Annotated in this window: 21 protein-coding genes and 1 riboswitch; of the genes, 12 read left to right on the top strand and 9 right to left on the bottom strand. The window is 64.3% G+C overall.

Annotated elements, in window-relative coordinates; translation table 11 throughout:
- Positions 1 to 51 precede the first annotated feature (51 nt).
- Together V9L18_RS08210 and V9L18_RS08205 are read left to right on the top strand one after the other, a co-directional pair.
- Positions 52 to 1,590 (top strand): amino acid permease, encoded by a 1,539-nt coding sequence (locus V9L18_RS08210; RefSeq protein ID WP_337346694.1) that lies wholly within the window; start codon positions 52 to 54, stop codon positions 1,588 to 1,590.
- On the top strand, positions 1,587 to 3,281 hold the full coding sequence (locus V9L18_RS08205) for a flavin monoamine oxidase family protein (RefSeq protein WP_337346693.1): 1,695 nt from the start codon (positions 1,587 to 1,589) through the stop codon (positions 3,279 to 3,281). Before V9L18_RS08210 ends, V9L18_RS08205 begins: the two co-directional genes overlap by 4 nt.
- Positions 3,282 to 3,379: 98 nt before the next feature.
- Here the strand turns inward: V9L18_RS08205 and V9L18_RS08200 are convergent, their stop codons facing one another.
- The 3 genes from V9L18_RS08200 to purU all read right to left on the bottom strand — a co-directional run bounded on the left by V9L18_RS08200 (position 3,380) and on the right by purU (position 5,574).
- Positions 3,380 to 3,898 carry a gamma carbonic anhydrase family protein gene (locus tag V9L18_RS08200; protein WP_337346692.1) on the bottom strand — a complete coding sequence of 173 codons (519 nt, stop codon included), beginning with the start codon at positions 3,896 to 3,898 and terminating at the stop codon, positions 3,380 to 3,382.
- 78 nt (positions 3,899 to 3,976) lie between these two features.
- Complete coding sequence (locus V9L18_RS08195) at positions 3,977 to 4,651, bottom strand: class I SAM-dependent methyltransferase (protein ID WP_337346691.1); 675 nt, start codon at positions 4,649 to 4,651, stop codon at positions 3,977 to 3,979.
- Between the two features lie 29 nt (positions 4,652 to 4,680).
- Positions 4,681 to 5,574: a formyltetrahydrofolate deformylase gene (purU, locus tag V9L18_RS08190; protein ID WP_443197936.1), complete on the bottom strand. Its 894-nt coding sequence runs from the start codon at positions 5,572 to 5,574 to the stop codon at positions 4,681 to 4,683.
- A gap of 9 nt (positions 5,575 to 5,583) precedes the next feature.
- Positions 5,584 to 5,669, top strand: a riboswitch (ZMP/ZTP riboswitch).
- 137 nt (positions 5,670 to 5,806) lie between these two features.
- Here purU and glyA point away from each other — a divergent pair.
- Together glyA and V9L18_RS08180 are read left to right on the top strand one after the other, a co-directional pair.
- Complete coding sequence (gene glyA, locus V9L18_RS08185; RefSeq protein ID WP_337346689.1) at positions 5,807 to 7,105, top strand: serine hydroxymethyltransferase; 1,299 nt, start codon at positions 5,807 to 5,809, stop codon at positions 7,103 to 7,105.
- 8 nt (positions 7,106 to 7,113) lie between these two features.
- Complete coding sequence (locus tag V9L18_RS08180; protein WP_337346688.1) at positions 7,114 to 8,025, top strand: bifunctional methylenetetrahydrofolate dehydrogenase/methenyltetrahydrofolate cyclohydrolase; 912 nt, start codon at positions 7,114 to 7,116, stop codon at positions 8,023 to 8,025.
- An 87-nt stretch (positions 8,026 to 8,112) separates the two neighbouring features.
- Here the strand turns inward: V9L18_RS08180 and V9L18_RS08175 are convergent, their stop codons facing one another.
- On the bottom strand, positions 8,113 to 8,553 hold the full coding sequence (locus V9L18_RS08175) for a CHRD domain-containing protein (protein ID WP_337346687.1): 441 nt from the start codon (positions 8,551 to 8,553) through the stop codon (positions 8,113 to 8,115).
- A 225-nt stretch (positions 8,554 to 8,778) separates the two neighbouring features.
- Here V9L18_RS08175 and V9L18_RS08170 point away from each other — a divergent pair, with 225 nt between their 5' ends.
- From V9L18_RS08170 to V9L18_RS08135, 8 genes are all read left to right on the top strand, one after another.
- A complete protein-coding gene (locus tag V9L18_RS08170; RefSeq protein ID WP_337346753.1) occupies positions 8,779 to 9,708 on the top strand; it encodes an ABC transporter ATP-binding protein in 930 nt (309 codons plus the stop codon).
- A gap of 19 nt (positions 9,709 to 9,727) precedes the next feature.
- Positions 9,728 to 10,552, top strand: a complete 825-nt coding sequence (locus V9L18_RS08165; RefSeq protein ID WP_337346752.1) for an ABC transporter permease — start codon at positions 9,728 to 9,730, stop codon at positions 10,550 to 10,552.
- On the top strand, positions 10,549 to 11,382 hold the full coding sequence (locus V9L18_RS08160) for an ABC transporter permease (protein WP_337346686.1): 834 nt from the start codon (positions 10,549 to 10,551) through the stop codon (positions 11,380 to 11,382). Before V9L18_RS08165 ends, V9L18_RS08160 begins: the two co-directional genes overlap by 4 nt.
- A gap of 132 nt (positions 11,383 to 11,514) precedes the next feature.
- On the top strand, positions 11,515 to 12,078 hold the full coding sequence (locus tag V9L18_RS08155) for a hypothetical protein (RefSeq protein ID WP_337346685.1): 564 nt from the start codon (positions 11,515 to 11,517) through the stop codon (positions 12,076 to 12,078).
- Positions 12,079 to 12,088: 10 nt separating this feature from the next.
- Positions 12,089 to 12,922 carry an exodeoxyribonuclease III gene (locus V9L18_RS08150; protein WP_337346684.1) on the top strand — a complete coding sequence of 278 codons (834 nt, stop codon included), beginning with the start codon at positions 12,089 to 12,091 and terminating at the stop codon, positions 12,920 to 12,922.
- A gap of 17 nt (positions 12,923 to 12,939) precedes the next feature.
- Positions 12,940 to 14,052, top strand: a complete 1,113-nt coding sequence (trpS, locus tag V9L18_RS08145) for a tryptophan--tRNA ligase (protein WP_337346683.1) — start codon at positions 12,940 to 12,942, stop codon at positions 14,050 to 14,052.
- Positions 14,053 to 14,056: 4 nt separating this feature from the next.
- A complete protein-coding gene (locus V9L18_RS08140) occupies positions 14,057 to 14,662 on the top strand; it encodes a 2'-5' RNA ligase family protein (protein ID WP_337346682.1) in 606 nt (201 codons plus the stop codon).
- 37 nt (positions 14,663 to 14,699) lie between these two features.
- Positions 14,700 to 15,755, top strand: a complete 1,056-nt coding sequence (locus tag V9L18_RS08135; protein ID WP_337346681.1) for a YihY/virulence factor BrkB family protein — start codon at positions 14,700 to 14,702, stop codon at positions 15,753 to 15,755.
- On the opposite strand, the gene V9L18_RS08130 is transcribed toward V9L18_RS08135, so the two are convergent.
- The 5 genes from V9L18_RS08130 to sdhC form a co-directional block, all read right to left on the bottom strand.
- Positions 15,712 to 16,482 carry an alpha/beta hydrolase family protein gene (locus V9L18_RS08130; RefSeq protein WP_337346680.1) on the bottom strand — a complete coding sequence of 257 codons (771 nt, stop codon included), beginning with the start codon at positions 16,480 to 16,482 and terminating at the stop codon, positions 15,712 to 15,714. The two genes, V9L18_RS08135 and V9L18_RS08130, sit on opposite strands and share 44 nt — an antisense overlap.
- 95 nt (positions 16,483 to 16,577) lie before the next feature.
- A complete protein-coding gene (locus tag V9L18_RS08125; protein ID WP_307051608.1) occupies positions 16,578 to 17,360 on the bottom strand; it encodes a succinate dehydrogenase iron-sulfur subunit in 783 nt (260 codons plus the stop codon).
- A gap of 1 nt (position 17,361) precedes the next feature.
- Positions 17,362 to 19,161, bottom strand: coding sequence for a succinate dehydrogenase flavoprotein subunit (gene sdhA / locus V9L18_RS08120; protein ID WP_337346679.1), 1,800 nt, complete (start codon positions 19,159 to 19,161; stop codon positions 17,362 to 17,364).
- A gap of 101 nt (positions 19,162 to 19,262) precedes the next feature.
- A complete protein-coding gene (locus V9L18_RS08115; RefSeq protein WP_337346678.1) occupies positions 19,263 to 19,733 on the bottom strand; it encodes a succinate dehydrogenase hydrophobic membrane anchor subunit in 471 nt (156 codons plus the stop codon).
- A gap of 3 nt (positions 19,734 to 19,736) precedes the next feature.
- Positions 19,737 to 20,117 carry a succinate dehydrogenase, cytochrome b556 subunit gene (sdhC, locus tag V9L18_RS08110; RefSeq protein WP_082576094.1) on the bottom strand — a complete coding sequence of 127 codons (381 nt, stop codon included), beginning with the start codon at positions 20,115 to 20,117 and terminating at the stop codon, positions 19,737 to 19,739.
- Positions 20,118 to 20,347: the final 230 nt, after the last annotated feature.

The following is a 20,347-nucleotide window of genomic DNA, read 5'->3' as shown; positions in this document are numbered from 1 at the left end:
CCTACGCTGGGTGAGGGAAACCCACCAACTACTCACGAACGGACGTCAACGATGACTGTGCCAACACTCTCCGGACAGGCCACGGGCCGCGCAGCCGGCCGTCCCGGGCTGGGCGCGCAACTGCTGCGCCGGAAACCGATCGGCCAAATGGTCAGTGAAGCCGAAAGTGGCCAGGGCGGACCGAAACTGGTCCGCAGTTTCGGGGTCCTGCAGCTGACCATGATCAGTGTCGGCGCAACCCTGGGAACCGGCATCCTGGTGATCCTGGGCGAATCCGTTCCACTGGCTGGGCCTGCGATCTGGATCTCGTTCGCCATTGCCGGGTTCGCCGCACTCCTCTCCGCCGTCTCATACGCAGAAATGGCCGGCATGGTCCCCGTGGCCGGCTCCAGCTACTCCTACACCTACGCCACCATGGGCGAGGGCATGGCATGGATCTGCGGCTGGTGCCTGGTCCTTGAGTACGCCGTCTCGGTCGCGGCCGTGGCGGTCGGGGCAGGCCAGTACGTGAACGAGACCCTGGCCGTGTTCGGGCAGGTCCTGCCCGACGCCGTTTCCCAGCCCCCGGGCGACGGCGGCCTGGTCAACATCCCTGCCATGGTCATCGTGGTGCTGGCAACCATCCTGCTGGTTCGCGGCGCAAAGGAAAGCGCCTGGATCAACACGTCCATCGTGGTGGTCAAGGTGGGTATCCTCCTCTTCTTCTGCGCCGTGGCCTTCACCGCCTTCAATGCGGGCAACTTCGAACCGCTCCTGCCGATGGGTGCCGCAGGAGTCTCAGCCGCCGCGTCCCGTGTGTTCTTCTCCTACATCGGCTTCGACGCCGCGTCCACCGCCGGCGAGGAGGCCCGGAACCCGAAGCGGGACCTGCCCCGCGCCATCATGCTCTCCATGGTCATCGTCACCACCATCTACGTCCTCGTGGCCGTCGCAGCTATCGGCGCCCGGCCGTGGGGATGGTTCGACGGCACCGAGGCGGCCCTGGTGAAAATCCTGGAGGAAACAACCGGCCAGCCCTGGATCGCACTGGTCTTTGCGGTGGGTGCCGTCCTGGCTATCGCCAGCATCGTCCTGACCGTCCTCTACGGCCAGACACGCATCCTGCTCTCCATGTCACGCGACGGCCTCATCCCGAAGGTGTTCGGCCGCGTCTCCCGCCGGACCGGCACCCCCGCGGCCGGCACGCTCCTGGTGGGCATCGCCGTCGCCCTCACCGCCGGGCTGGTCCCGCTCGGTGCCCTCGCCGACGCCACCAGCATCGGAACACTGTTTGCCTTTGCCCTGGTCAACGTTGCCGTGATCTACCTGCGACGCACCCGGCCCGAACTGGAGCGCACCTTCCGCGTCCCGCTGTTCCCGCTGACCCCGATCCTCGGCGCCCTGATGTGCGCCTACCTCATGGCCAACCTCGGAGCCGACACCTGGGTGACCTTTGGAATCTGGATGCTGGTGGGCGTGGCGGCCTACTTCGGTTACGGCCGCCGGAACTCCAGAGTGGCGGCGCTGAGCCAGGAGGAATACCGTGAGCGAAGCCGCCCGGAATCTTCAACGCTGTCCACCCCCGAACCTAAGAAGGCAGAGCTTTCATGACCGTCGCCACCGAACTCCCGGCCTCTGACCCGTCCAGCACCCAGGCCGGCCCTATCACCATGCTGAACCCGGATTTTCCGTTCAGCTACGACCACTATCTCGCCCACCCCGCAGGCCTCGGCGCGGTTCCGCCGGAGCTCCATGGCACCGAAGTGGCAGTTGTGGGCGCGGGGCTCTCGGGCCTCGTCACTGCCTACGAGCTCATGAAGCTGGGGTTGCGCCCTGTTGTCTACGAAGCGGACAGGATCGGCGGGCGCCTGCGCACAGCCAGCTTCCCGTCCGCCCCGAGCGTGGTGGCCGACCTCGGAGGGATGCGGTTCCCCGTGTCCGGCAAGGCGTTTTACCACTACGTGGACCTGCTGGGGCTGGAAACCCAGGACTTCCCCAACCCGCTGGCGCCCGTCACCTCGAGCACGGTCATCGAACTGGCCGGCCAGAAGCACTACGCCGAGACCGCCCAGGACCTGCCGCCGTTCTTCCGCGAGGTGGCGGATGCCTGGAAGGCCGCGGTAAACGACGGCGCCAAGTTCGTTGAAATGCAGGAAGCCATCCGGGCGCGGGACACCGGCCGGATCAAGGACCTGTGGAACGAGCTGCTGCCGCTCATGGACGAGCAGACCTTCTATGGCTTCATCGCCGGGAGCGAGTCCTTCAAGGAAGCCGGTTTTGCGCACCGTGAAGCCTTTGGCCAGGTGGGCTTCGGCACCGGCGGCTGGGACACAGACTTCCCCAACTCCATCCTGGAAATCCTCCGTGTGGTCTACACGGATGCCGATGACCAGCACCGGCTCATCAGCGGGGGAGCGCAACGGCTGCCCGAGGCACTATGGCAGCACGCGCCGTCGGGCATGGCCCACTGGCCGGACGGCACGTCCTTGGCTTCCCTTCACTCCGGCTCGCCCCGCGGGGCTGTGGGCAGGATCAGCCGCGATTCCGACGGCGGCCTCCGGATCCGGGAGCGCTGGGGCCGGGAGGCCAGCTACCCGGCTGTGGTGACCACGTGCCAGTCCTGGCTGCTCTCCACGCGCATCCACACGGAGGAGGCACTGTTCCCCGCCGAGCTGTGGACCGCGATCGAGCGCTCCCATTACATGCAGTCGTCCAAGACGTTTGTGATGGTGGACCGGCCGTTCTGGAAGGACGTGGATCCGGACACAGGCCGTGAGGTGCTGTCGATGACCCTGACGGACCGGCTGAACAGGGCCACCTACCTCCTGGATGACGGTCCGGACAAGCCAGCCGTGATCCTGCTGTCCTACACCTGGAATGATGACGCGCTGAAATGGCTGGCTCTGGATGCGGACGAGCGCGTTGAACTGATGCTGCATTCACTGGAGCAGATCTACCCGGGAGTGGACATCGCCAGCCACATCGTTGGCCAGCCCATCACGGTTTCCTGGGAGGCCGATCCCAACTTCATGGGTGCCTTCAAAGCAAACCTGCCCGGGCACTACCGTTACCAGCAGCGGCTGTTCACGCATTTCAAGCAGGACAAGCTGCCCGAAAGCCAGCGCGGGATCTTCCTCGCCGGTGACGATGTGTCCTTCACAGCGGGCTGGGCCGAAGGCGCCGTGACCACCGGCTTGAACGCCGTGTGGGGAGTGGTGAACCACTTGGGCGGTTCATCGGCTCCGGGGAACCCGGGTCCGGGTGAGCTCCTGGACGCCATGGGGCCGATCAGCCTGGACTGAGGACGCAGAAACAGCCTGAGGACGCAGAATCGGTGTGGGGACACCCGTTTTTGGGCGTCCCCACACCGATTGCGTGTCCTGGGACGGGCGGGTGGAGATCAGCCGTGCAGTTCCCGGTGCGCCCGTGCCAGTTCGACGTAGCGGGCGGCGTTTTGCTTCACGCCGTCGAACTCCTCGTCGGTGAGTTCCCGCCGCACCTTGGCGGGAACCCCGGCCACGAGTGACCGCGGCGGCACTACAGTGCCTTCCAGCACGACGGCGCCGGCCGCCACGAGCGAGCCGGTGCCGATCACCGCGCCATTGAGCACGGTTGCCCCCATGCCGATCAGGCAGTCGTCCTCCACGGTGCAGCCATGGACGACGGCGGCGTGCCCCACGCTGACTCCTGCTCCAACGCTGCAAGGAAATCCCGGGTCAGCGTGCAGCACCACGTTGTCCTGAAGGTTGCTTCCGGCCCCCACGCTGATGGTTGCGGTGTCCGCCCGGACGGAGACACCGTAGAACGCGCTGGAGTCCTCGGCGAGGGTGGCCTGGCCAATGATCGATGCGGTGGGGGCGATGAAGGCGGAGTCGTGGACGGCCGGTGACGCGCCGGCGAAATCGTATAGGGGAGCCATGGCCCAAGCCTAGGACATCCCCCACCCCAACTAGGTAGCAGCAGATGTCGTTTTCAGCGCTCAAAACGACATCTGCTGCTACTTAGTTGGGGCGGGTGGGGTGCGGAGGATGAGGAACTGGTAGTGCTGCGTCCAGTTCCCCGCGCCGGGTCCGGATTCCTCGCCCGTGCCCTCCGGCCAGGTGACAAAGTCCTCGATGGTTCCGTGCCGTCCGAAAACCTTCCGCACCGTTTCGTCGCTGCGCCGGCTGAAGAACCGCCGGGATTCAAGGTCGTCCTCGGGGTTCAGCACCTCCTCGTCAGCACCGGACCAGAGGCCGACGGCGATCGGAGCGTTGGGTGCCGCGATGCGCACCAGTTCACGCAGGACGCCGTCGATGTCAGCAGCGGGGATGTGCAGGAGCGTGCTCATGGACCAGACAGCAGGAAAGGTGCCATCGGCGAAGGGCAGCCGCCGGGCGCTGGCGACAGAGACGTCCAGGCCCTTGGAGCGGGCCTGACGGACGTGCTCCTCGGCGAGGTCAACACCGGTGTAACGGATACCGGCCTGGACAAATTTCAGGCCGTCCTGGCCTGGGCCAGTGCCGATTTCGAGGACGTCGTGGCGGCCTTCGGACTTAAGCAGGCCAATGAATCGTTCGCGTGCCTCCACGCGCCGTGGAGACAGGGGATGATCCCAACCGGACGCGGCACTGCGGTTGTAGAACTCGGCGAGGCGCTGCTCACTGCCGGGGTCCTCCCTGCCAGGCACCATGGCTGCCTCCGCTCCGCTAGTTTAATCCACTAGTTAAAGACAACGGTCCTGTTGCCGTCCAGCAGCACCCGGTGCTCAGCATGCCACTGGACTGCCTGGGCCAGCGTGCGGCCTTCGACGTCCCGGCCCATCTGCACGAACTGTTCCGGTGTGCGGGCATGGTCCACCCGAATCACTTCCTGCTCGATGATCGGCCCCTCGTCCAGCGCGGCCGTGACGTAGTGGGCCGTGGCTCCGATCAGCTTCACACCGCGGGCATGGGCCTGGTGGTATGGCCGCGCGCCCTTGAAGGAGGGCAGGAATGAGTGGTGGATGTTGATAGCCTTGCCGGTCAGTTCGGCACAAAGGTCGTCCGAAAGGATCTGCATGTAGCGGGCCAGCACCGTCAGTTCGATGTCGTGTTCGGCCATGATGGCCCGCAGCTTGTCCTCGGCCTGGGCCTTGGTGTCAGGCGTGACGGGAATGTAGTGGAACGGAATGCCGTAGAACTCGGCCAGCCCGGCGAGGTCCTGGTGGTTTGAGACGATGGCGGGGATGTCGATGGGGAGGGTGCCGGAACGCTGCTGGAAGAGGATGTCGTTGAGGCAGTGGGCTGACGTGCTGGCCATCAGCAGGGTCCGCACCTTCTGGTCCACGGCGTTGAGGCTCCACTGCATCCCGAAAGCCTCGACCACCGGCTCAAGCACTGACTGGAGCTCGGACTTGGCGGCCGTCGTCGTGACTTCCACCCGCATGAAGAAGTTTCCGGTGGCCGGACTGCCATACTGCTGCGAGTCCGTAATATTGCAGCCTGCCACCAGAAGGGCACCGGCCACGGCGTGCACGATTCCGGGGCGGTCCGGGCAGGACAGGGTTACTACATACGCTTGGTTCAGCTGCTCATTACTCACGCCTACCAGCCTACCCGCGCCCACGTGCCGCATTTGGTAGTCTTGTTCAGTCGCAACTGGCGTTGGGTGGGTAACCACCAGGGAGCGGCAATCACGAAGACCACGGATCGTACGCCTGGGCCGAGGGTCATGTCTTGCCGGACAAGTGCTGCAACCCTGCCGGGAAACAGCACGCACTTTCACGCCCTGTCATCAAGCGGCGGCGGCGTGCGCCAGCCGGTAGCCTGACCTTAGCAGTGCCCGTATCCCTAGCCAGGAGTTTTTCGTGACTACTACCGCCACCACAACAGCCGCAGTCAGCAACCAGTCGCTGGCCGAGCTCGATCCCGAAATCGCCGCAGTCCTCGACCAGGAACTTGGCCGCCAGCGCGGCACCCTGGAAATGATCGCGTCGGAAAACTTCGCCCCGCGCGCCGTGATGGAAGCCCAGGGCTCCGTCCTGACCAACAAGTACGCCGAGGGCTACCCGGGCCGCCGCTACTACGGCGGTTGTGAATACGTGGACGTCGCCGAGCAGTTGGCGATCGACCGCGTCAAGGCACTGTTCGGCGCCGAGTACGCCAATGTCCAGCCGCACTCCGGCGCGCAGGCCAACGCCGCAGCACTCTCCGCCATGATCACCCCCGGTGACAAGATCCTGGGCCTGTCCCTGGCGCACGGCGGCCACCTGACCCACGGCATGAAGCTGAACTTCTCCGGCAAGCTGTACAACGTCGCCGCCTACCAGGTGGAGCAGGACAACTTCCGCGTGGACATGGACAGGCTGCGCGAGCAGGCCATCGCCGAAAAGCCGCAGGTCATCATTGCCGGCTGGTCCGCCTACCCGCGCCACCTGGACTTCGCTGCCTTCCGCTCCATCGCCGATGAAGTGGGTGCGCTGCTCTGGACCGACATGGCACACTTCGCCGGGCTGGTTGCCGCAGGCCTGCACCCGAGCCCGGTGCCTTACTCCGACGTCGTCACTTCCACCGTGCACAAGACGCTCGCCGGTCCCCGCTCCGGCGTGATCCTGGCTAAGCAGGAGTGGGCCAAGAAGCTCAACTCCAACGTCTTCCCGGGCCAGCAGGGCGGTCCGCTCATGCACGTCATCGCTGCCAAGGCCGTCGCCTTCAAGATCGCCGGCACCGAGGAATTCAAAGAGCGCCAGGAGCGCGTCCTTGAAGGCGCCAAGATCATCGCCGACCGCCTCAACCAGGCCGACGTCGCCGAAGCCGGCGTCTCGGTCCTTACTGGCGGCACCGACGTCCACCTGGTCCTCGTTGACCTGCGCAACTCCCAGCTGGACGGCCAGCAGGCCGAGGACCTCCTCCACTCCGTGGGCATCACCGTGAACCGCAACGCCGTTCCGTTCGACCCCCGCCCGCCGATGGTCACGTCCGGCCTGCGTATCGGCACCCCGGCACTGGCCACCCGCGGCTTCGGCGCCGAGGAGTTCACTGAGGTGGCCGAGATCATCGCGACCGCACTGAAGGCCGGCACGGCTACCGACGTCGAGGCCCTGCAGTCCCGCGTGGACAAGCTCGCCGCCGACTTCCCGCTCTACCCGCAGCACGAGCAGTGGTAACCCCGTCCATGGTGCAGACCGCGAAGATCCTTGACGGCAGGGCAGCCGCGTCCGCCATCAAATCCGAGCTGACTGAGCGTGTCGCGGCCCTCAAGGCCCACGGCGTCACTCCGGGCATTGCCACGGTGCTCGTGGGAGCGGACCCGGCCTCGCAGCTGTACGTGTCCATGAAGCACAAGCAGTCTGTGGAAATCGGGATGAACTCGATCCAGCGTGAGCTTCCGGCAGATGCCACCCAGGCGCAGGTCGAGGCCCTCATTGATGATCTCAATGCGGATCCCGCCTGCCACGGTTACATCGTGCAGCTGCCGCTGCCCAAGCACCTGGACACCGACGCCATCCTCGAGCGGATCGACCCCGCCAAGGATGCCGACGGCCTGCACCCGACCAACCTCGGCCGGCTTGTGCTCAACGTCAATGGCGAGATCACTTCGCCGCTGCCGTGCACGCCCCGCGGCGTCATCGAGCTCCTGGAGCGCAACGGCTACAGCCTCGCCGGCAAACACGTGGTGGTGGTGGGCCGCGGCGTTACCATCGGACGCTCAATCGGCCTCCTGCTCACCCGGCGGGCCGTCAACGCCACCGTGACCCTGACGCACACTGGCACCGAGAACCTTTCGGAGCTGCTGCGGCAGGCGGACGTCATTGTGGGTGCGGCGGGTGTCAAGCACATCGTCAAGGCTGCGGACGTGAAGCCGGGAGCGGCCCTGCTCGATGTCGGTGTCACCCGTGAAAGTGACCCTGAGACGGGCAAGAGCAAGGTCCACGGCGATATCGATCCCGCCGCTGCCGAGGTAGCTGGCTGGATTTCTCCGAACCCCGGGGGAGTTGGCCCGATGACCGTCGCGCTGCTGATGACCAACGTAGTGGAAGCCGCCGAACGCCAATTGGCAGCGAAAAGCGGCTCGGGGATCGCCTAGCACCAAGCCAGGACAGCAACCAACAAAGCCCGACGTCGGCACCTTACGCAGGTGCCGACGTCGGGCTTTGTTGTGGAAGCCGCAGCCCTACTTCAGTTGCCCGCGGATCTCGCCGCCCGGGAAGGTAGGTGTGTGGACGTTGACGTAGTAGCTGCGCGGACTGGCCTCAATGGCTGCCAGGAGTGCGGGGTCCGCTGTGGTGCAGGTGTCGACGGTCCAGCTGGTTCCGCTGCCCACAGTCAGCGGTACCACGACGGGACCGGCCACATTCCGGGGTGCCACGTGGATGTGCGCGGCGGTCGCCGGTTCGGAAAGGTTGCGAGCGGTGAGCGTGTAGCAGAGTTCTGAGCCGTCAATGGAGTAGGTGAAGAAGCCGCTGGCGCCGGTGTTGGAGCCGGTGACCTCCTGCTCGGTGTTCAACGGGATGGCCGGAGAGCCGCCGGCCTTTGCGGTGGCAGGGCCGGCGGTTCCTGCCAGGGAAAGGATAGCGGCCGCTACTGCCGCGGTCCGCAGCGCGTGACTTTTCATGATGCGTCCTCAGATAGATGGTTTTGTTCCGGCCCCTAGCGGAAATCACGCTACGCCGGGGTCCCGGTGCGTGCAATAGCTCATTGCCGGGCACGAGGGCGGTGCCGCCGTCGGCCGTTCCGGAACCAAGTGCAAGTCCTCTTTCACATTCCGGGGGGCTCCACTAGTCTGCGGAGGGTGCACAATAAAGCCATCGTGTCCTCCACCGCCCCCGCTGGCCCTCCGATGAAGCAGCAGACAGTTATCGCCGCGGAAAACCTGCGCAAGACCTACGCCGACGTGGCCGCCGTCGACGGAGTTACCTTCAGCGTTCCGGCCGGGGAGTCGTTCGGCCTGCTTGGACCGAATGGGGCGGGGAAATCCACCACCATGAAGATGATCGGCGCGGTCACGCAACGCACCTCCGGCGATCTCAGCATCATGGGACTGGACCCGGACAGCCACGGGCCGGAGGTCCGCGCGCACTTGGGCGTGGTGCCTCAGCAGGACAATTTGGATGAGGAACTGAGGGTCCGGGACAACCTCTTGGTCTACGGCCGCTATTTCGGTCTGCCCATGAGCTACCTCAAGCCGAAGGCCGACGAATTGCTGGAGTTCGCCCAGCTCACCGACAAAGCAAAATCGAAGGTCGATGCCCTGTCCGGCGGGATGAAGCGGCGCCTCACCATCGCCCGCTCCCTCATCAATGAACCGCGCATCCTCCTGCTGGATGAGCCCACCACCGGCCTCGATCCGCAGGCGCGGCACATCCTGTGGGACCGGCTGTTCCGGCTCAAAGAGCAGGGCGTGACCCTGATCCTCACTACGCACTATATGGATGAAGCGGAGCAACTGTGCGACCGGCTCATCGTGGTGGACAAGGGCAGGATCATGGCCGAAGGATCGCCGGCGCAGCTGATCCGGGAGCACTCCACCCGCGAGGTGCTGGAGCTGCGGTTTGGGTCGGAGCGCAATGGCACTATTGGCGGGGAACTGCAGGGGATCGGCGAACGCCTCGAAGCGCTTCCGGACCGGGTGCTCATTTACGCGAACGACGGCGAGGCTGCCCTTGAGCAGGTTTCTTCCCGTGGACTGCGGCCGCTGACATCCCTGGTGCGGCGGTCTTCGCTGGAGGACGTCTTCCTGCGCCTGACCGGCAGGAGCCTCGTTGACTGACGATGCTGCCCTGACCGCCATGGCCCCACGTGCCCATCCGCCCGAGGTATCCGCCGCCCGGGCACGCAGGTGGGGTGCCTTCTACTATGCGGAGCAGGTCCTCCGGGTCATGAAGGGCTACGGCTGGTCCATCCTGATGTATAGCGTGGGGCAGCCGGTGGCCTACCTTTTTGCGATGGGTGTGGGGCTTGCCACCCTGGTGGACGCCGACGATGCAGCCGCCTTCGGCGGAGTCAGCTACCTGGCGTTCATAGCCCCGGCGCTGCTTGTGTCCGCCGCCGTCATGACCGCTGCCAACGAGTTCACCTTCCCCGTGATGGACGGGTTCAAATGGCGCCGGATTTATTACGGCCCGCACGCCTCCCCGTTGACACCGGAGCAGATCGCCGCCGGTCAGATCATCGCCGTTACCCTGAGGCTGCTGCTGCAGTCCGCCATCTACTTCGCCGCCGTGGCATTGTTCGGTGCCTCGCCCTCCGGCTGGGGCTGGGCGGGAATCGTCGTAGCGACTCTGGCCGGACTGTCCTTTGGCCTGCCGCTCATGGCGTATTCGGCATCCATCAAGGAGGACAAAGGGCAGTTCGCCTTGGTGATGCGGTTCATCGTCATGCCGCTGTTCCTCTTCTCCGGAACGTTCTTCCCGCTTGATACGCTGCCGTGGGCCGTCCGGTGGATTGGCTGGATCTCACCCATCTGGCACGGCACCGAACTGGGCAGGGTCTTCAGCTACGGGTACGAGGAACCGCCGGTTCTCACCATGGTCCATATCGTGGTGCTGGTGGTACTCGCAGCGGTGGGCTGGGTCCTTACCAGACGCCAGTTCGTCCAAAGGCTGGGGCAATGAGCATCGTCACCGGCGGCCACAGCGTGGCGGACGCGGCCCGAAACAGGACCTTCGGACCGCTGTATTCACGCAACGCCAAAGCCGTCATTTCGCGCGGGCTGATGGCCACTAAGAGCACCAACTGGCTGGTCATGCTGTCCGGGTTCTTTGAGCCGGTACTGTTCCTGATCTCCATGGGTGTCGGGCTGGGTGCCATTGTGGGTTCAGTGCAGGGACCCGATGGGACCGAGATCAGCTACGCGGCCTACATCGCACCGGCACTGCTGGCCGTCTCCGCCATGAACGGCGCCGTGTACGACTCCACCTGGAACGTCTTTTTCAAGATGAACTTCGCAAAGCTCTACCAAGGCATGCTTTACACGTCATTGGGGCCCTTGGACGTTGCCTTGGGCGAGATCTTCCTGGCCTTGTTGCGCGGCCTGTTGTATGCCACCGGGTTCACAGCCGTGATGGGCCTGATGGGACTGATCACCACTCCCTGGGCCATCCTGATGATTCCGGCCTCAGTGCTGATCGCCTTCGGATTCGCCAGCATGGGGATGGGCATCACCAGTTTCCTGAAGACCTTTCAGCAGATGGACTGGATCAACTTCATCATGCTGCCGATGTTCCTGTTCAGCGCTACGTTCTACCCGCTCAGCGTCTACCCCCAGTACATCCAGTGGCTCATCCAGGCCATGCCCCTTTGGCATGGGGTGGAACTGCTGCGCCAGATCAGCGTCGGAACCTTCACTCCGGCCACCGTCATCCATATCGGCTATTACGTAGCGATGACGGCGCTGGGGATGCTGCTCACCACGGTCCGCCTCCGCAAGCTGTTCCTGAAGTAGGCCTTCCCAACTAGGTAGCAGCAGATGTCGTTATGAGCGCTCAAAACGACATCTGCTGCTACCTAGTTGGGGTGGTGTTCGCCGGGGGTGGAAGGTACCGTAGCCCGCCGCAGCGTTTGAGACAATGTAGGAATGCGATCTCTGGGTAACCCTCACTCTGCGTCCAAACCAGCCAAGGGCGGCTTCTCCATGCTCCGGATCAGTGGGCCGGGAATGATGATTTTTGTCGTCGCCTTTGTGGTCGCGGTCATCTTCGCAGCCAATCAGAACGACGTCGTGGGTTGGGTTGTGGCCATTATCGCCGCCTTCTGGCTCGCATTGGCAGCCTTTGTGGTCTTCAGCATCCAGAAAGCCGCCAAGAAGGCCGGCGCCAAGCTGACGGAAGCCCAGAATGCCTTTAACACTGCAGCTGGCCGCGCGCCGTCGTCGTCCTCTGCGGACCATGGCGGCACCCGCGTGGTCTACGAGCGCTCCGAAGCGGACGAAGTCCGCGACCTCAAGCTTGACCACTCCTTCAAGATCGTCCAGGTTCAGGTCCGGGTGGTGGAGCAGGAGCGCGCCAAGGGTGAGGCCGCCGACCAGGACACCATCCGCCGCGCGCTGGAGACCATCGAAATCACCGCCACAAATGCCCGGGACATGATCCGATCCTCGGGCGGCACGGAGGACCCGGTCACCGGAACGGTCATCGACTAGAGTGGAGCGGGTGAGCTCGGCATTGAAGAAGGACCACCTTCGCATCGCATCAGTCAACGTTAACGGCCTCCGCGCTGCCTTTAGGAATGGCATGGCGGCGTGGCTGGAGCCCCGCGAGGTGGACATCCTTTGCCTCCAGGAAGTCCGGGCCCCTGACGCGATCGTTCGGGAGCTCCTCGGCGATGGCTGGCACATCCTGCACGCTGAAGCCGAAGCCAAGGGCCGGGCCGGCGTCGCAATCGCCTCCCGCGAAGAGCCGCTGGAGACCCGCAACGGCATCGGGGACGACTACTTCGCCACCGCCGGCCGGTGGGTGGAAGCAGATTTCAGGCTGACCGATACTGCCGGGGAACCGGTGCAGCTGACCGTTGCCAGTGCCTACGTGCACTCCGGTGAAGCCGGAACCCCCAAGCAGGCGGACAAGTACCGTTTCCTGGACGCCATGAGCACGCGCCTGCCGGAACTGACCAAGCACAGCGACCACGCCCTGGTGGTGGGTGACCTGAACGTCGGCCATACGGAACTGGACATCCGTAACTGGAAGGGCAATGTGAAAAAGGCCGGCTTCCTGCCTGAGGAACGCGCGTACTTTGACCGGTTCTTCGGCGAGGACATCGGCTGGAAGGATGTCCACCGGGGCCTGGCCGGCAGTGTGGACGGCCCTTACACGTGGTGGTCGCAGCGGGGTCAGGCCTTTGACAATGACACTGGCTGGCGGATCGACTACCACCTGGCCACCCCGGAACTGGCTGCAGCCGCATTCTCCGCAGTCGTTGACAGGGCGCCGTCATGGGACACCCGTTTCTCTGACCATGCACCGCTGGTAGTGGACTACCGGCTCTAGATTTAAGGCCACAACGAATGACCACCTCTTCAACAGTCACCGGCCCCGCCGCGTCGCCGGCAGCTGACGCCGTGACCGCCCACGCGCAAGCTGACCTGCCCGCCACCGGTGTGCGGCACCGCATCCTGTCCGGCATGCAGCCGTCGGCAGATTCGCTGCACCTCGGCAATTATCTCGGCGCCCTCGTTAACTGGGTCCGGATGCAGGACGAATACGACGCCGTCTTCTTCATCCCGGACCTGCATGCGATCACCGTCCCCCAGGATCCCGCGGAGCTTGCACGGCGTACGCGGATCACTGCGGCCCAATACATCGCCGGCGGCGTGGACGTCCACAAGTGCACCCTGTTCGTCCAGTCACAGGTGCCGGAACACGCACAGCTCGCGTGGGTCCTGAACTGCATTACCGGCTTCGGTGAAGCGTCCCGGATGACCCAGTTCAAGGACAAGGCGCAGAAACAGGGCACTGATTTCGCCAGTGTTGGCCTCTTTACCTACCCCATCCTGCAAGCGGCCGACATCCTCCTGTACCAGCCGGAGGGCGTCCCGGTAGGGGAGGACCAGCGCCAGCATGTGGAGCTGAGCCGTGACCTCGCCACACGCTTCAACTCGCGCTTCGGGGAAACGTTCACGGTGCCGCAGCCCTTCATCCAGAAGGAGTCCGCGAAAATTTACGACCTGCAGAACCCCACGGCGAAGATGTCCAAATCGGCCGAATCGCCGGCCGGCCTGATCAACCTCCTCGACGAGCCCAAGATCACGGCCAAGCGCATCAAATCCGCGGTCACGGACACGGAAACGGAGATCCGCTTCGACCGCGAAACCAAGCCTGGCGTCTCCAACCTGCTCACCATCTTCTCCGGGGTGACCGGCCAGAGCGTGGAGCAGCTGGTGGAGAGCTACCAGGGAAAGATGTATGGACACCTCAAAGTGGACCTGGCGGAAGCAGTCGTGGGCCACCTGACCCCCATCCGGGACCGCGCCAACGAGCTCCTGTCGGACCCTGCCGAGCTGGACCGGCTCCTGGCCCATGGCGCGGACAAGGCCCGGGAGATCGCGTCCGTTACCCTCAGCGACGTCTATGCCAAGGTGGGATTCCTTCCCTATGGCGGCGCACCGGGAGTCCGCTAACCCGATGTCGGTCTCAAGCAATGTCAGTGAAGGAATGAGCGTAGGCGTCATTCTGGGATTCCCCCCTGCCATCGCGAAAGAACTTCAACGGTGGCGCGCTTCGTTCGGTGATCCCATGGCGGCGGTGATCCCTGCCCACATCACACTGATCACCACCACGCCCACCCAGGACTGGGAGGCTACGCGGGAGCACGTCCGCGAGGTGGCGCGGAGGCAGGAACCGTTCATGGTGACCATAGCGGGCACCGGCACTTTCCGGCCTGTGTCCCCGGTGGTGTACATCAACGTGGAGGACGGATTCGAGTCCTGCGTGGAGCTGCACGAGAAACTCCAGACCGGACCGCTCCAGCGTGACCTGCCGTTCTCGTACCATCCCCACGTGACGATCGCCCACGACGTCGCTCCCGAAAGCCTCGACGAAGCTGAAACGGTCCTGAAGGACTATAGGGCGACGTTCCCTGTGGTTAGCATGGGACTTTACGAGCACGATGCTGACGGCATCTGGCAGCTACGGGAAGAGCTGGACTTTGGGACCGAAACTGACAACGACGCCGGGGCCTGGGCCGCGGACGCAGCCGCCAACTCCGGGGGACCCGCCTCTTCCCACTGAACGCTCGCGCCTGAGGCTTGCCGTCATCCAGAAACGGATGGAATGGGGCAAAGCCAAGAGGTCCGACGGCGGCCCGGTGGCCAGTGCTGTGGCTATGTTCCAGTGGCTTCTGGCGCGGCTTAACGCTTTCCGGCCAATGCGCGCCTGGCAGCACTACAACCTCCAGCACGGCCCGCTGATGAGCGCCGGCATCGGCTTCCGGATGTTCTTCTCCATCACCGGCCTGTTGGCCACTGGCTTTTCGATCGCCGGGCTGGTGCTGCGGGGCCAGCCGGCCCTCCTGGACACGATTATCGCCAGCGTGGCCCAGAGTGCTCCGGGACTGCTTAAAGTGGACGGCGGGGAAGGCCTTGTGGATCCCCGGGACCTGTTGAACCCCGACGGCCTTGGCTGGACCGCGGTGATTGCGGCAGTGGTCACGGTGGTGACGTCGCTGGGCTGGATCGCTGCCCTGCGGGACGGACTCCGCGGCGTATTGCAGCTCCCGCCCCTGAAGGTCAACCCCATTGTCCTCAAACTGCGCGACGCCGGGACCCTCCTCCTCTTGGGTGTCGCCTTGGTCATCAGCGCCGGAGCTTCGCTTGTGTTTGGGACCGCGGCAGGTTGGGTCACGGATTTCCTGCAGTTGGAAGACGCCGTGGCGGGGCCGCTCACTACGGTGATCAAGATCGGCGTTCCGCTGACACTGAACTGGGTTACCGCGGTGATCATGTTCCGCCTTGCCGGAGGACTCAAGCTGTCCAAGCGGGCACTACTGGAGGGCACTATCCTGGCCGGAGTCGGGACGGCCGCGCTGCAGGTCTTCAGCACCGAACTGCTGGCCGGTGCCGGCCGCAATCCCATCCTGGCGCCGTTTGCCATCATTATCGGCCTGCTGATCTGGTTCAACCTGGTCAGTCAGGTCTACCTCGTATGCGCCAGCTGGTCCGCCATCCGCGACGTGGACCTGCGGAGCGTTCCCTCGGAGCACGAGAAAGCCGGGTGGGGCTCGCGCCACGTGCAACCCGGCAAGGTGCCCGTGGTGGGGCGTGCCAAGGACAGGCCGGGCGCTACTTCCCGGCGTCCAGGTACTGGTCGGCCCAGGCAGAAATAATCCTCGCCGCCCGCGCTGCCTGACCCTTGCCGGTGAGCAGGTGGTCGCTGCCCTCGAGGGAGACGAAGTTCCGGGGGTGGCGGGCGGTTTGGAAAATGGAGCTGGCATTCTCGATGCCCACCGTGTTGTCCGTGGGGGAGTGGAGCACCATCAGCGGCTTGTGCAACTGGCGGATGCAGTCCGTGAGGTCGGCGTTTTCCAGGTCCTCCACAAAGTGCTTGCGGATCTCCACGCGCTTCCCACCGAGGTCCACTTCGGCACTGCCCTCGCTGAGGATCTTATCCAGGGCAGCGTCGAAGACGTGCGCCACGTGCTTGGGTGAGAAGGGGGCGCCTACTGTTGCAACGGCGTCGAGCTCTGGAATCTGGCGGGCGGCAGACAGTACGGCGGCCCCGCCGAAGGAGTGGCCTACCAGCAGCGAGATGGCCTTGCCCTCTTCCCGCATGAATTCGGCAGCCTTGACGGTGTCGGCCACCTTATGGCTGAAGGAACCCTCCGACCAGTGGCCGGCGGATTCGCCCAGGCCCAGGTTGTCGAAGCGGAGCATGCCGATGCCTGTGTCAGCCAGGGCCTTGCACATCCGTGAAGCGGACGGGCTATCCTTGCCCAGCGTGAAGCCGTGGGAGAACACGCCCCAGCCGCGCACTGGACCCTCCGGGACGTCGATGATGCCCGACAGGAGTTCCCCGGTGGAACCTGCGAAGCTGACTTTTTCGGAGCGGGACATGGCGTGCCCTTTCGTTATGGCCGTCGTGTGTTAAAACAGACGACGGCGCCATTAACACTTTCAGTGCATGACGCCGTCGTTCGGTAAGACGTGAACTAGATCTTGCGGGAGAGGATTGCCTGCTTGACCTCGGCGATGGCCTGGGTCACCTGGATGCCGCGGGGGCACGCTTCGGAGCAGTTGAAGGTGGTGCGGCAACGCCACACGCCTTCCTTGTCGTTCAGGATCTCCAGGCGCATGTCGCCGGCATCATCACGTGAATCGAAGATGAAGCGGTGGGCGTTCACGATGGCGGCCGGGCCGAAGTACTGCCCGTCCGTCCAGAACACGGGGCACGAGGACGTGCACGCAGCGCAGAGGATGCACTTGGTGGTGTCGTCGAAGCGCTCACGGTCCTCGGCGGACTGCAGCCGTTCCTTGGTGGGCTCGTGGCCCTTGTTGATGAGGAAGGGCATGACTTCACGGAACGACTGGAAGAACGGCTCCATGTCCACGATCAGGTCCTTCTCGACCGGCAGGCCCTTGATCGGCTCAACCGTGATGGGCTTGGACGTGTCCAGGTCCTTCAGGAGTGTCTTGCAGGCGAGGCGGTTGCGGCCGTTGATGCGCATGGCATCGGAGCCGCAGACGCCGTGGGCGCAGGAGCGGCGGAACGAAACGCTGCCGTCGATCTCCCACTTGACCTTGTGCAGGGCATCCAGCACGCGGTCGGTGCCGTACATGGTCACCTTGAAGTCGTCCCATGTGGCGTCCTCGGACACCTCGGGGTTGTAACGGCGCACGCGGAGCGTGACATCGAATGTGGGGATCTCGCCGCCGCCTCCGATGTGGGCGGGCAGTTCGATCTTTGAGGCTGGCTCAGCAAGTTCGGCGGACATCTTAGTACTTCCTCACCATCGGCTCGTAGCGGGTAAAGACAACCGGTTTGGTGGCCAGGCGGATGCCGGCAATTGCTTCTGCAGAGCCGTCGGCCGGGGCGTGGTCGTCCTTGTACGCCATGGAGTGCTTCATGAATTTTTCGTCGTCACGGTCCGGGAAATCCTCGCGGAAGTGTCCACCGCGGGATTCCTCACGATGCAGGGCTGCCACGGTCATGACCTTGGCCAACTCCAGCAGGAAGCCGAGTTCAACGGCTTCCAGAAGGTCCAGGTTGAAGCGCTTGCCCTTGTCCTGGACGCTGATGTTCTTGTAGCGGGCCTCGAAGGACTCGATGTCCCGAAGGACCTGGTTCAGCGTGTCGGCCGTACGGAACACCTGCATGTTGGCGTCCATGGTGTCCTGGAGTTCCTTGCGGATCACGGCCACCTTCTCGTCGCCGTTGCCGTTCCGGGCAATGTCCAGCAGTTCGATGGTGTAAGCCTCGGGATCCTCCGGGAGGTCCACGAAGTCGGCCGTCTTGGCGTATTCAGCCGCCGCAATGCCGGCGCGCTTGCCGAACACGTTGATGTCCAGGAGGGAGTTGGTGCCGAGGCGGTTGGAGCCGTGGACGGAAACGCATGCCACTTCACCGGCGGCGTACAGGCCCGGCACCACGGTGTCATTGTCCTGCAGGACCTCGGTGGTGATGTTCGTGGGGATGCCGCCCATGGCGTAGTGGGCCGTCGGGAACACCGGGACAGGCTCCGTGTAAGGCTCCACGCCCAGATAGGTCCGTGCAAATTCAGTGATGTCCGGGAGTTTGGCATCGATGTGCGCAGGCTCCAGGTGGGTCAGGTCCAGGAGGACGTAGTCCTTGTTCGGACCACAGCCGCGGCCTTCACGGACTTCGTTGGCCATGGAGCGGGCCACGATGTCACGGGGTGCGAGGTCCTTGATGGTGGGGGCGTAGCGCTCCATGAAGCGCTCACCCTCGGAGTTACGAAGGATGGCACCTTCACCGCGGGCTGCCTCGGAAAGCAGGATGCCCAGGCCGGCGAGGCCTGTCGGGTGGAACTGGAAGAACTCCATGTCCTCCAGGGGGATGCCGCGGCGGAACGCGATGCCCATGCCGTCGCCGGTCAGGGTGTGGGCGTTGGAGGTGGTCTTGAAGACTTTGCCAGCACCGCCGGAGGCGAACACCACGGACTTGGCCTGGAATACGTGCAGTTCACCGGAGGCGAGGTCATAGGATACGACGCCGGCAACACGCTTCTGCTTGTACGGCGTGCCGTCCTCGCGGACCGCGTCCTCTTCGACCGTCAGGAGATCCAGGACGTAGTACTCGTTGTAGAACTCCACATTGTGCTTGACGCAGTTTTGGTAGAGAGTCTGCAGGATCATGTGGCCCGTGCGGTCTGCGGCGTAGCAGGCGCGGCGGACCGGTGCCTTGCCGTGGTCGCGGGTGTGGCCGCCGAAGCGGCGCTGGTCGATGCGGCCTTCAGGCGTGCGGTTGAACGGCAGGCCCATTTTCTCAAGGTCCAGCACGGCGTCGATGGCTTCCTTCGCCATGACTTCGGCGGCGTCCTGGTCAACCAGGTAGTCGCCGCCCTTAATGGTGTCGAAGGTGTGCCACTCCCAGTTGTCTTCCTCGACGTTGGCAAGTGCCGCGCACATGCCACCCTGCGCCGCACCGGTGTGCGAGCGGGTGGGGTAGAGCTTGGTCAGTACTGCTGTGCGGGCGCGCTGACCGGATTCGATCGCGGCGCGCATGCCAGCGCCACCGGCACCGACGATGACGACGTCGTACTTATGGACCTGCATACCAGACGCTCTTTCTCTCAAAATTCTGTGTAAAACAACGGGCAGGCGTTGCCTGCTCCGCAAAACGCGGCCCGCGGTTAATCGCGGGCTCCAGATGGTCGCTACGCAGCGGGGCAGAAACCACCCGGCAGCGGCACGCCGTTGACGTCCAACGGGCACGGGTTGAAGGTGAAGATCACCAAGGTGCCGAGGATGATGATGACGGCGGTGGCAGCATAGAGCACTGCCTTGAGCCAGAAGCGGCTGGAGTCCTTCTCGGCGTAGTCGTTAATAATGGTGCGGACGCCGTTGGTGCCGTGCAGCATGGCGAGCCACAGCATGGCCAGGTCCCAGAACTGCCAGAACGGATCGGCCCATTTGCCGGCCACGAAACCGAAGTCGATGGCGTGGATGCCTTCGCCCACGAGCAGGTTCACAAAGAGGTGCCCGAAAATCAGGACAACCAGGACCACGCCTGAGAGCCGCATGAACAGCCAAGCGGCCATCTCGAAGTTCCCCCTCGATGCGCCGCTGCGGCGGTACTGCGGGGCGATCTTGCCGCTGCGCGGACTCTGGATCTGAGTTGCAGTCATGGCTTAGTGACCTCCGAGGGCGAGGGAAAGGTGGCGGATGGAGAAGCCGACCATAACGACTACCCAAAGGGCCAGGACCGTCCACAGCATTTGGCGCTGGTACTTCGCGCCCTTCTTCCAGAAATCGACGGCGATGATCCGCAGGCCGTTAAAGGCGTGGAAGACAATCGCGGCGACAAGGCCCGTTTCACCCAGGGCCATCAGGGGATTCTTGTAGGCACCGATCACAGCCGTGTAGGCCTCGGGGGACACACGCACCAATGAGGTGTCCAGCACATGGACCAACAAGAAGAAAAAGATCACAACACCGGTAATACGGTGTCCTACCCAGGACCACATGCCTTCACGGCCGCGGTACAAGGTGCCAGCTGGTTTTGTCGGCACTGATTAAACCTCCCTGCAACACAGCGGCGCTGGCATGAGATCCACGCGGGGGGAACGCCTGCTGCGAGAGCACTCGTAGCTCAGGCCTAAATCTAGGCTTCGCTCACAGCTTATTCAATTTAGGAACTCCTTGGTGACTCCTGCTGCCGCGGTTTTGCGCCTGTTTTGAGACGAACGCCACATGATCGGGCGGTTCGGGGCGTGCCAGCTGCCCTTTGGGGAGGCCTCCG

Origin of the sequence: Pseudarthrobacter sp. CCNWLW217, assembly GCF_037203985.1 — a bacterium.
Taxonomy (GTDB): domain Bacteria; phylum Actinomycetota; class Actinomycetes; order Actinomycetales; family Micrococcaceae; genus Arthrobacter.
This window is presented reverse-complemented; position numbering and strand designations above follow the sequence as displayed.

Bases quoted from the DNA above. Each gene is read 5' to 3' on its own strand.
- V9L18_RS08210 (WP_337346694.1), top strand. From the start codon at position 52: ATGACTGTGCCAACACTCTCCGGACAGGCCACGGGCCGCGCAGCCGGC.
- V9L18_RS08205 (WP_337346693.1), top strand. From the start codon at position 1,587: ATGACCGTCGCCACCGAACTCCCGGCCTCTGACCCGTCCAGCACCCAG.
- V9L18_RS08200 (WP_337346692.1), bottom strand. From the start codon at position 3,898: ATGGCTCCCCTATACGATTTCGCCGGCGCGTCACCGGCCGTCCACGAC.
- V9L18_RS08195 (WP_337346691.1), bottom strand. From the start codon at position 4,651: ATGGTGCCTGGCAGGGAGGACCCCGGCAGTGAGCAGCGCCTCGCCGAG.
- purU (WP_443197936.1), bottom strand. From the start codon at position 5,574: ATGCGGCACGTGGGCGCGGGTAGGCTGGTAGGCGTGAGTAATGAGCAG.
- V9L18_RS08180 (WP_337346688.1), top strand. From the start codon at position 7,114: ATGGTGCAGACCGCGAAGATCCTTGACGGCAGGGCAGCCGCGTCCGCC.
- V9L18_RS08175 (WP_337346687.1), bottom strand. From the start codon at position 8,553: ATGAAAAGTCACGCGCTGCGGACCGCGGCAGTAGCGGCCGCTATCCTT.
- V9L18_RS08170 (WP_337346753.1), top strand. From the start codon at position 8,779: ATGAAGCAGCAGACAGTTATCGCCGCGGAAAACCTGCGCAAGACCTAC.
- V9L18_RS08165 (WP_337346752.1), top strand. From the start codon at position 9,728: ATGGCCCCACGTGCCCATCCGCCCGAGGTATCCGCCGCCCGGGCACGC.
- V9L18_RS08160 (WP_337346686.1), top strand. From the start codon at position 10,549: ATGAGCATCGTCACCGGCGGCCACAGCGTGGCGGACGCGGCCCGAAAC.
- V9L18_RS08155 (WP_337346685.1), top strand. From the start codon at position 11,515: ATGCGATCTCTGGGTAACCCTCACTCTGCGTCCAAACCAGCCAAGGGC.
- trpS (WP_337346683.1), top strand. From the start codon at position 12,940: ATGACCACCTCTTCAACAGTCACCGGCCCCGCCGCGTCGCCGGCAGCT.
- V9L18_RS08140 (WP_337346682.1), top strand. From the start codon at position 14,057: ATGTCGGTCTCAAGCAATGTCAGTGAAGGAATGAGCGTAGGCGTCATT.
- V9L18_RS08135 (WP_337346681.1), top strand. From the start codon at position 14,700: ATGGAATGGGGCAAAGCCAAGAGGTCCGACGGCGGCCCGGTGGCCAGT.
- V9L18_RS08130 (WP_337346680.1), bottom strand. From the start codon at position 16,482: ATGTCCCGCTCCGAAAAAGTCAGCTTCGCAGGTTCCACCGGGGAACTC.
- V9L18_RS08125 (WP_307051608.1), bottom strand. From the start codon at position 17,360: ATGTCCGCCGAACTTGCTGAGCCAGCCTCAAAGATCGAACTGCCCGCC.
- sdhA (WP_337346679.1), bottom strand. From the start codon at position 19,161: ATGCAGGTCCATAAGTACGACGTCGTCATCGTCGGTGCCGGTGGCGCT.
- V9L18_RS08115 (WP_337346678.1), bottom strand. From the start codon at position 19,733: ATGACTGCAACTCAGATCCAGAGTCCGCGCAGCGGCAAGATCGCCCCG.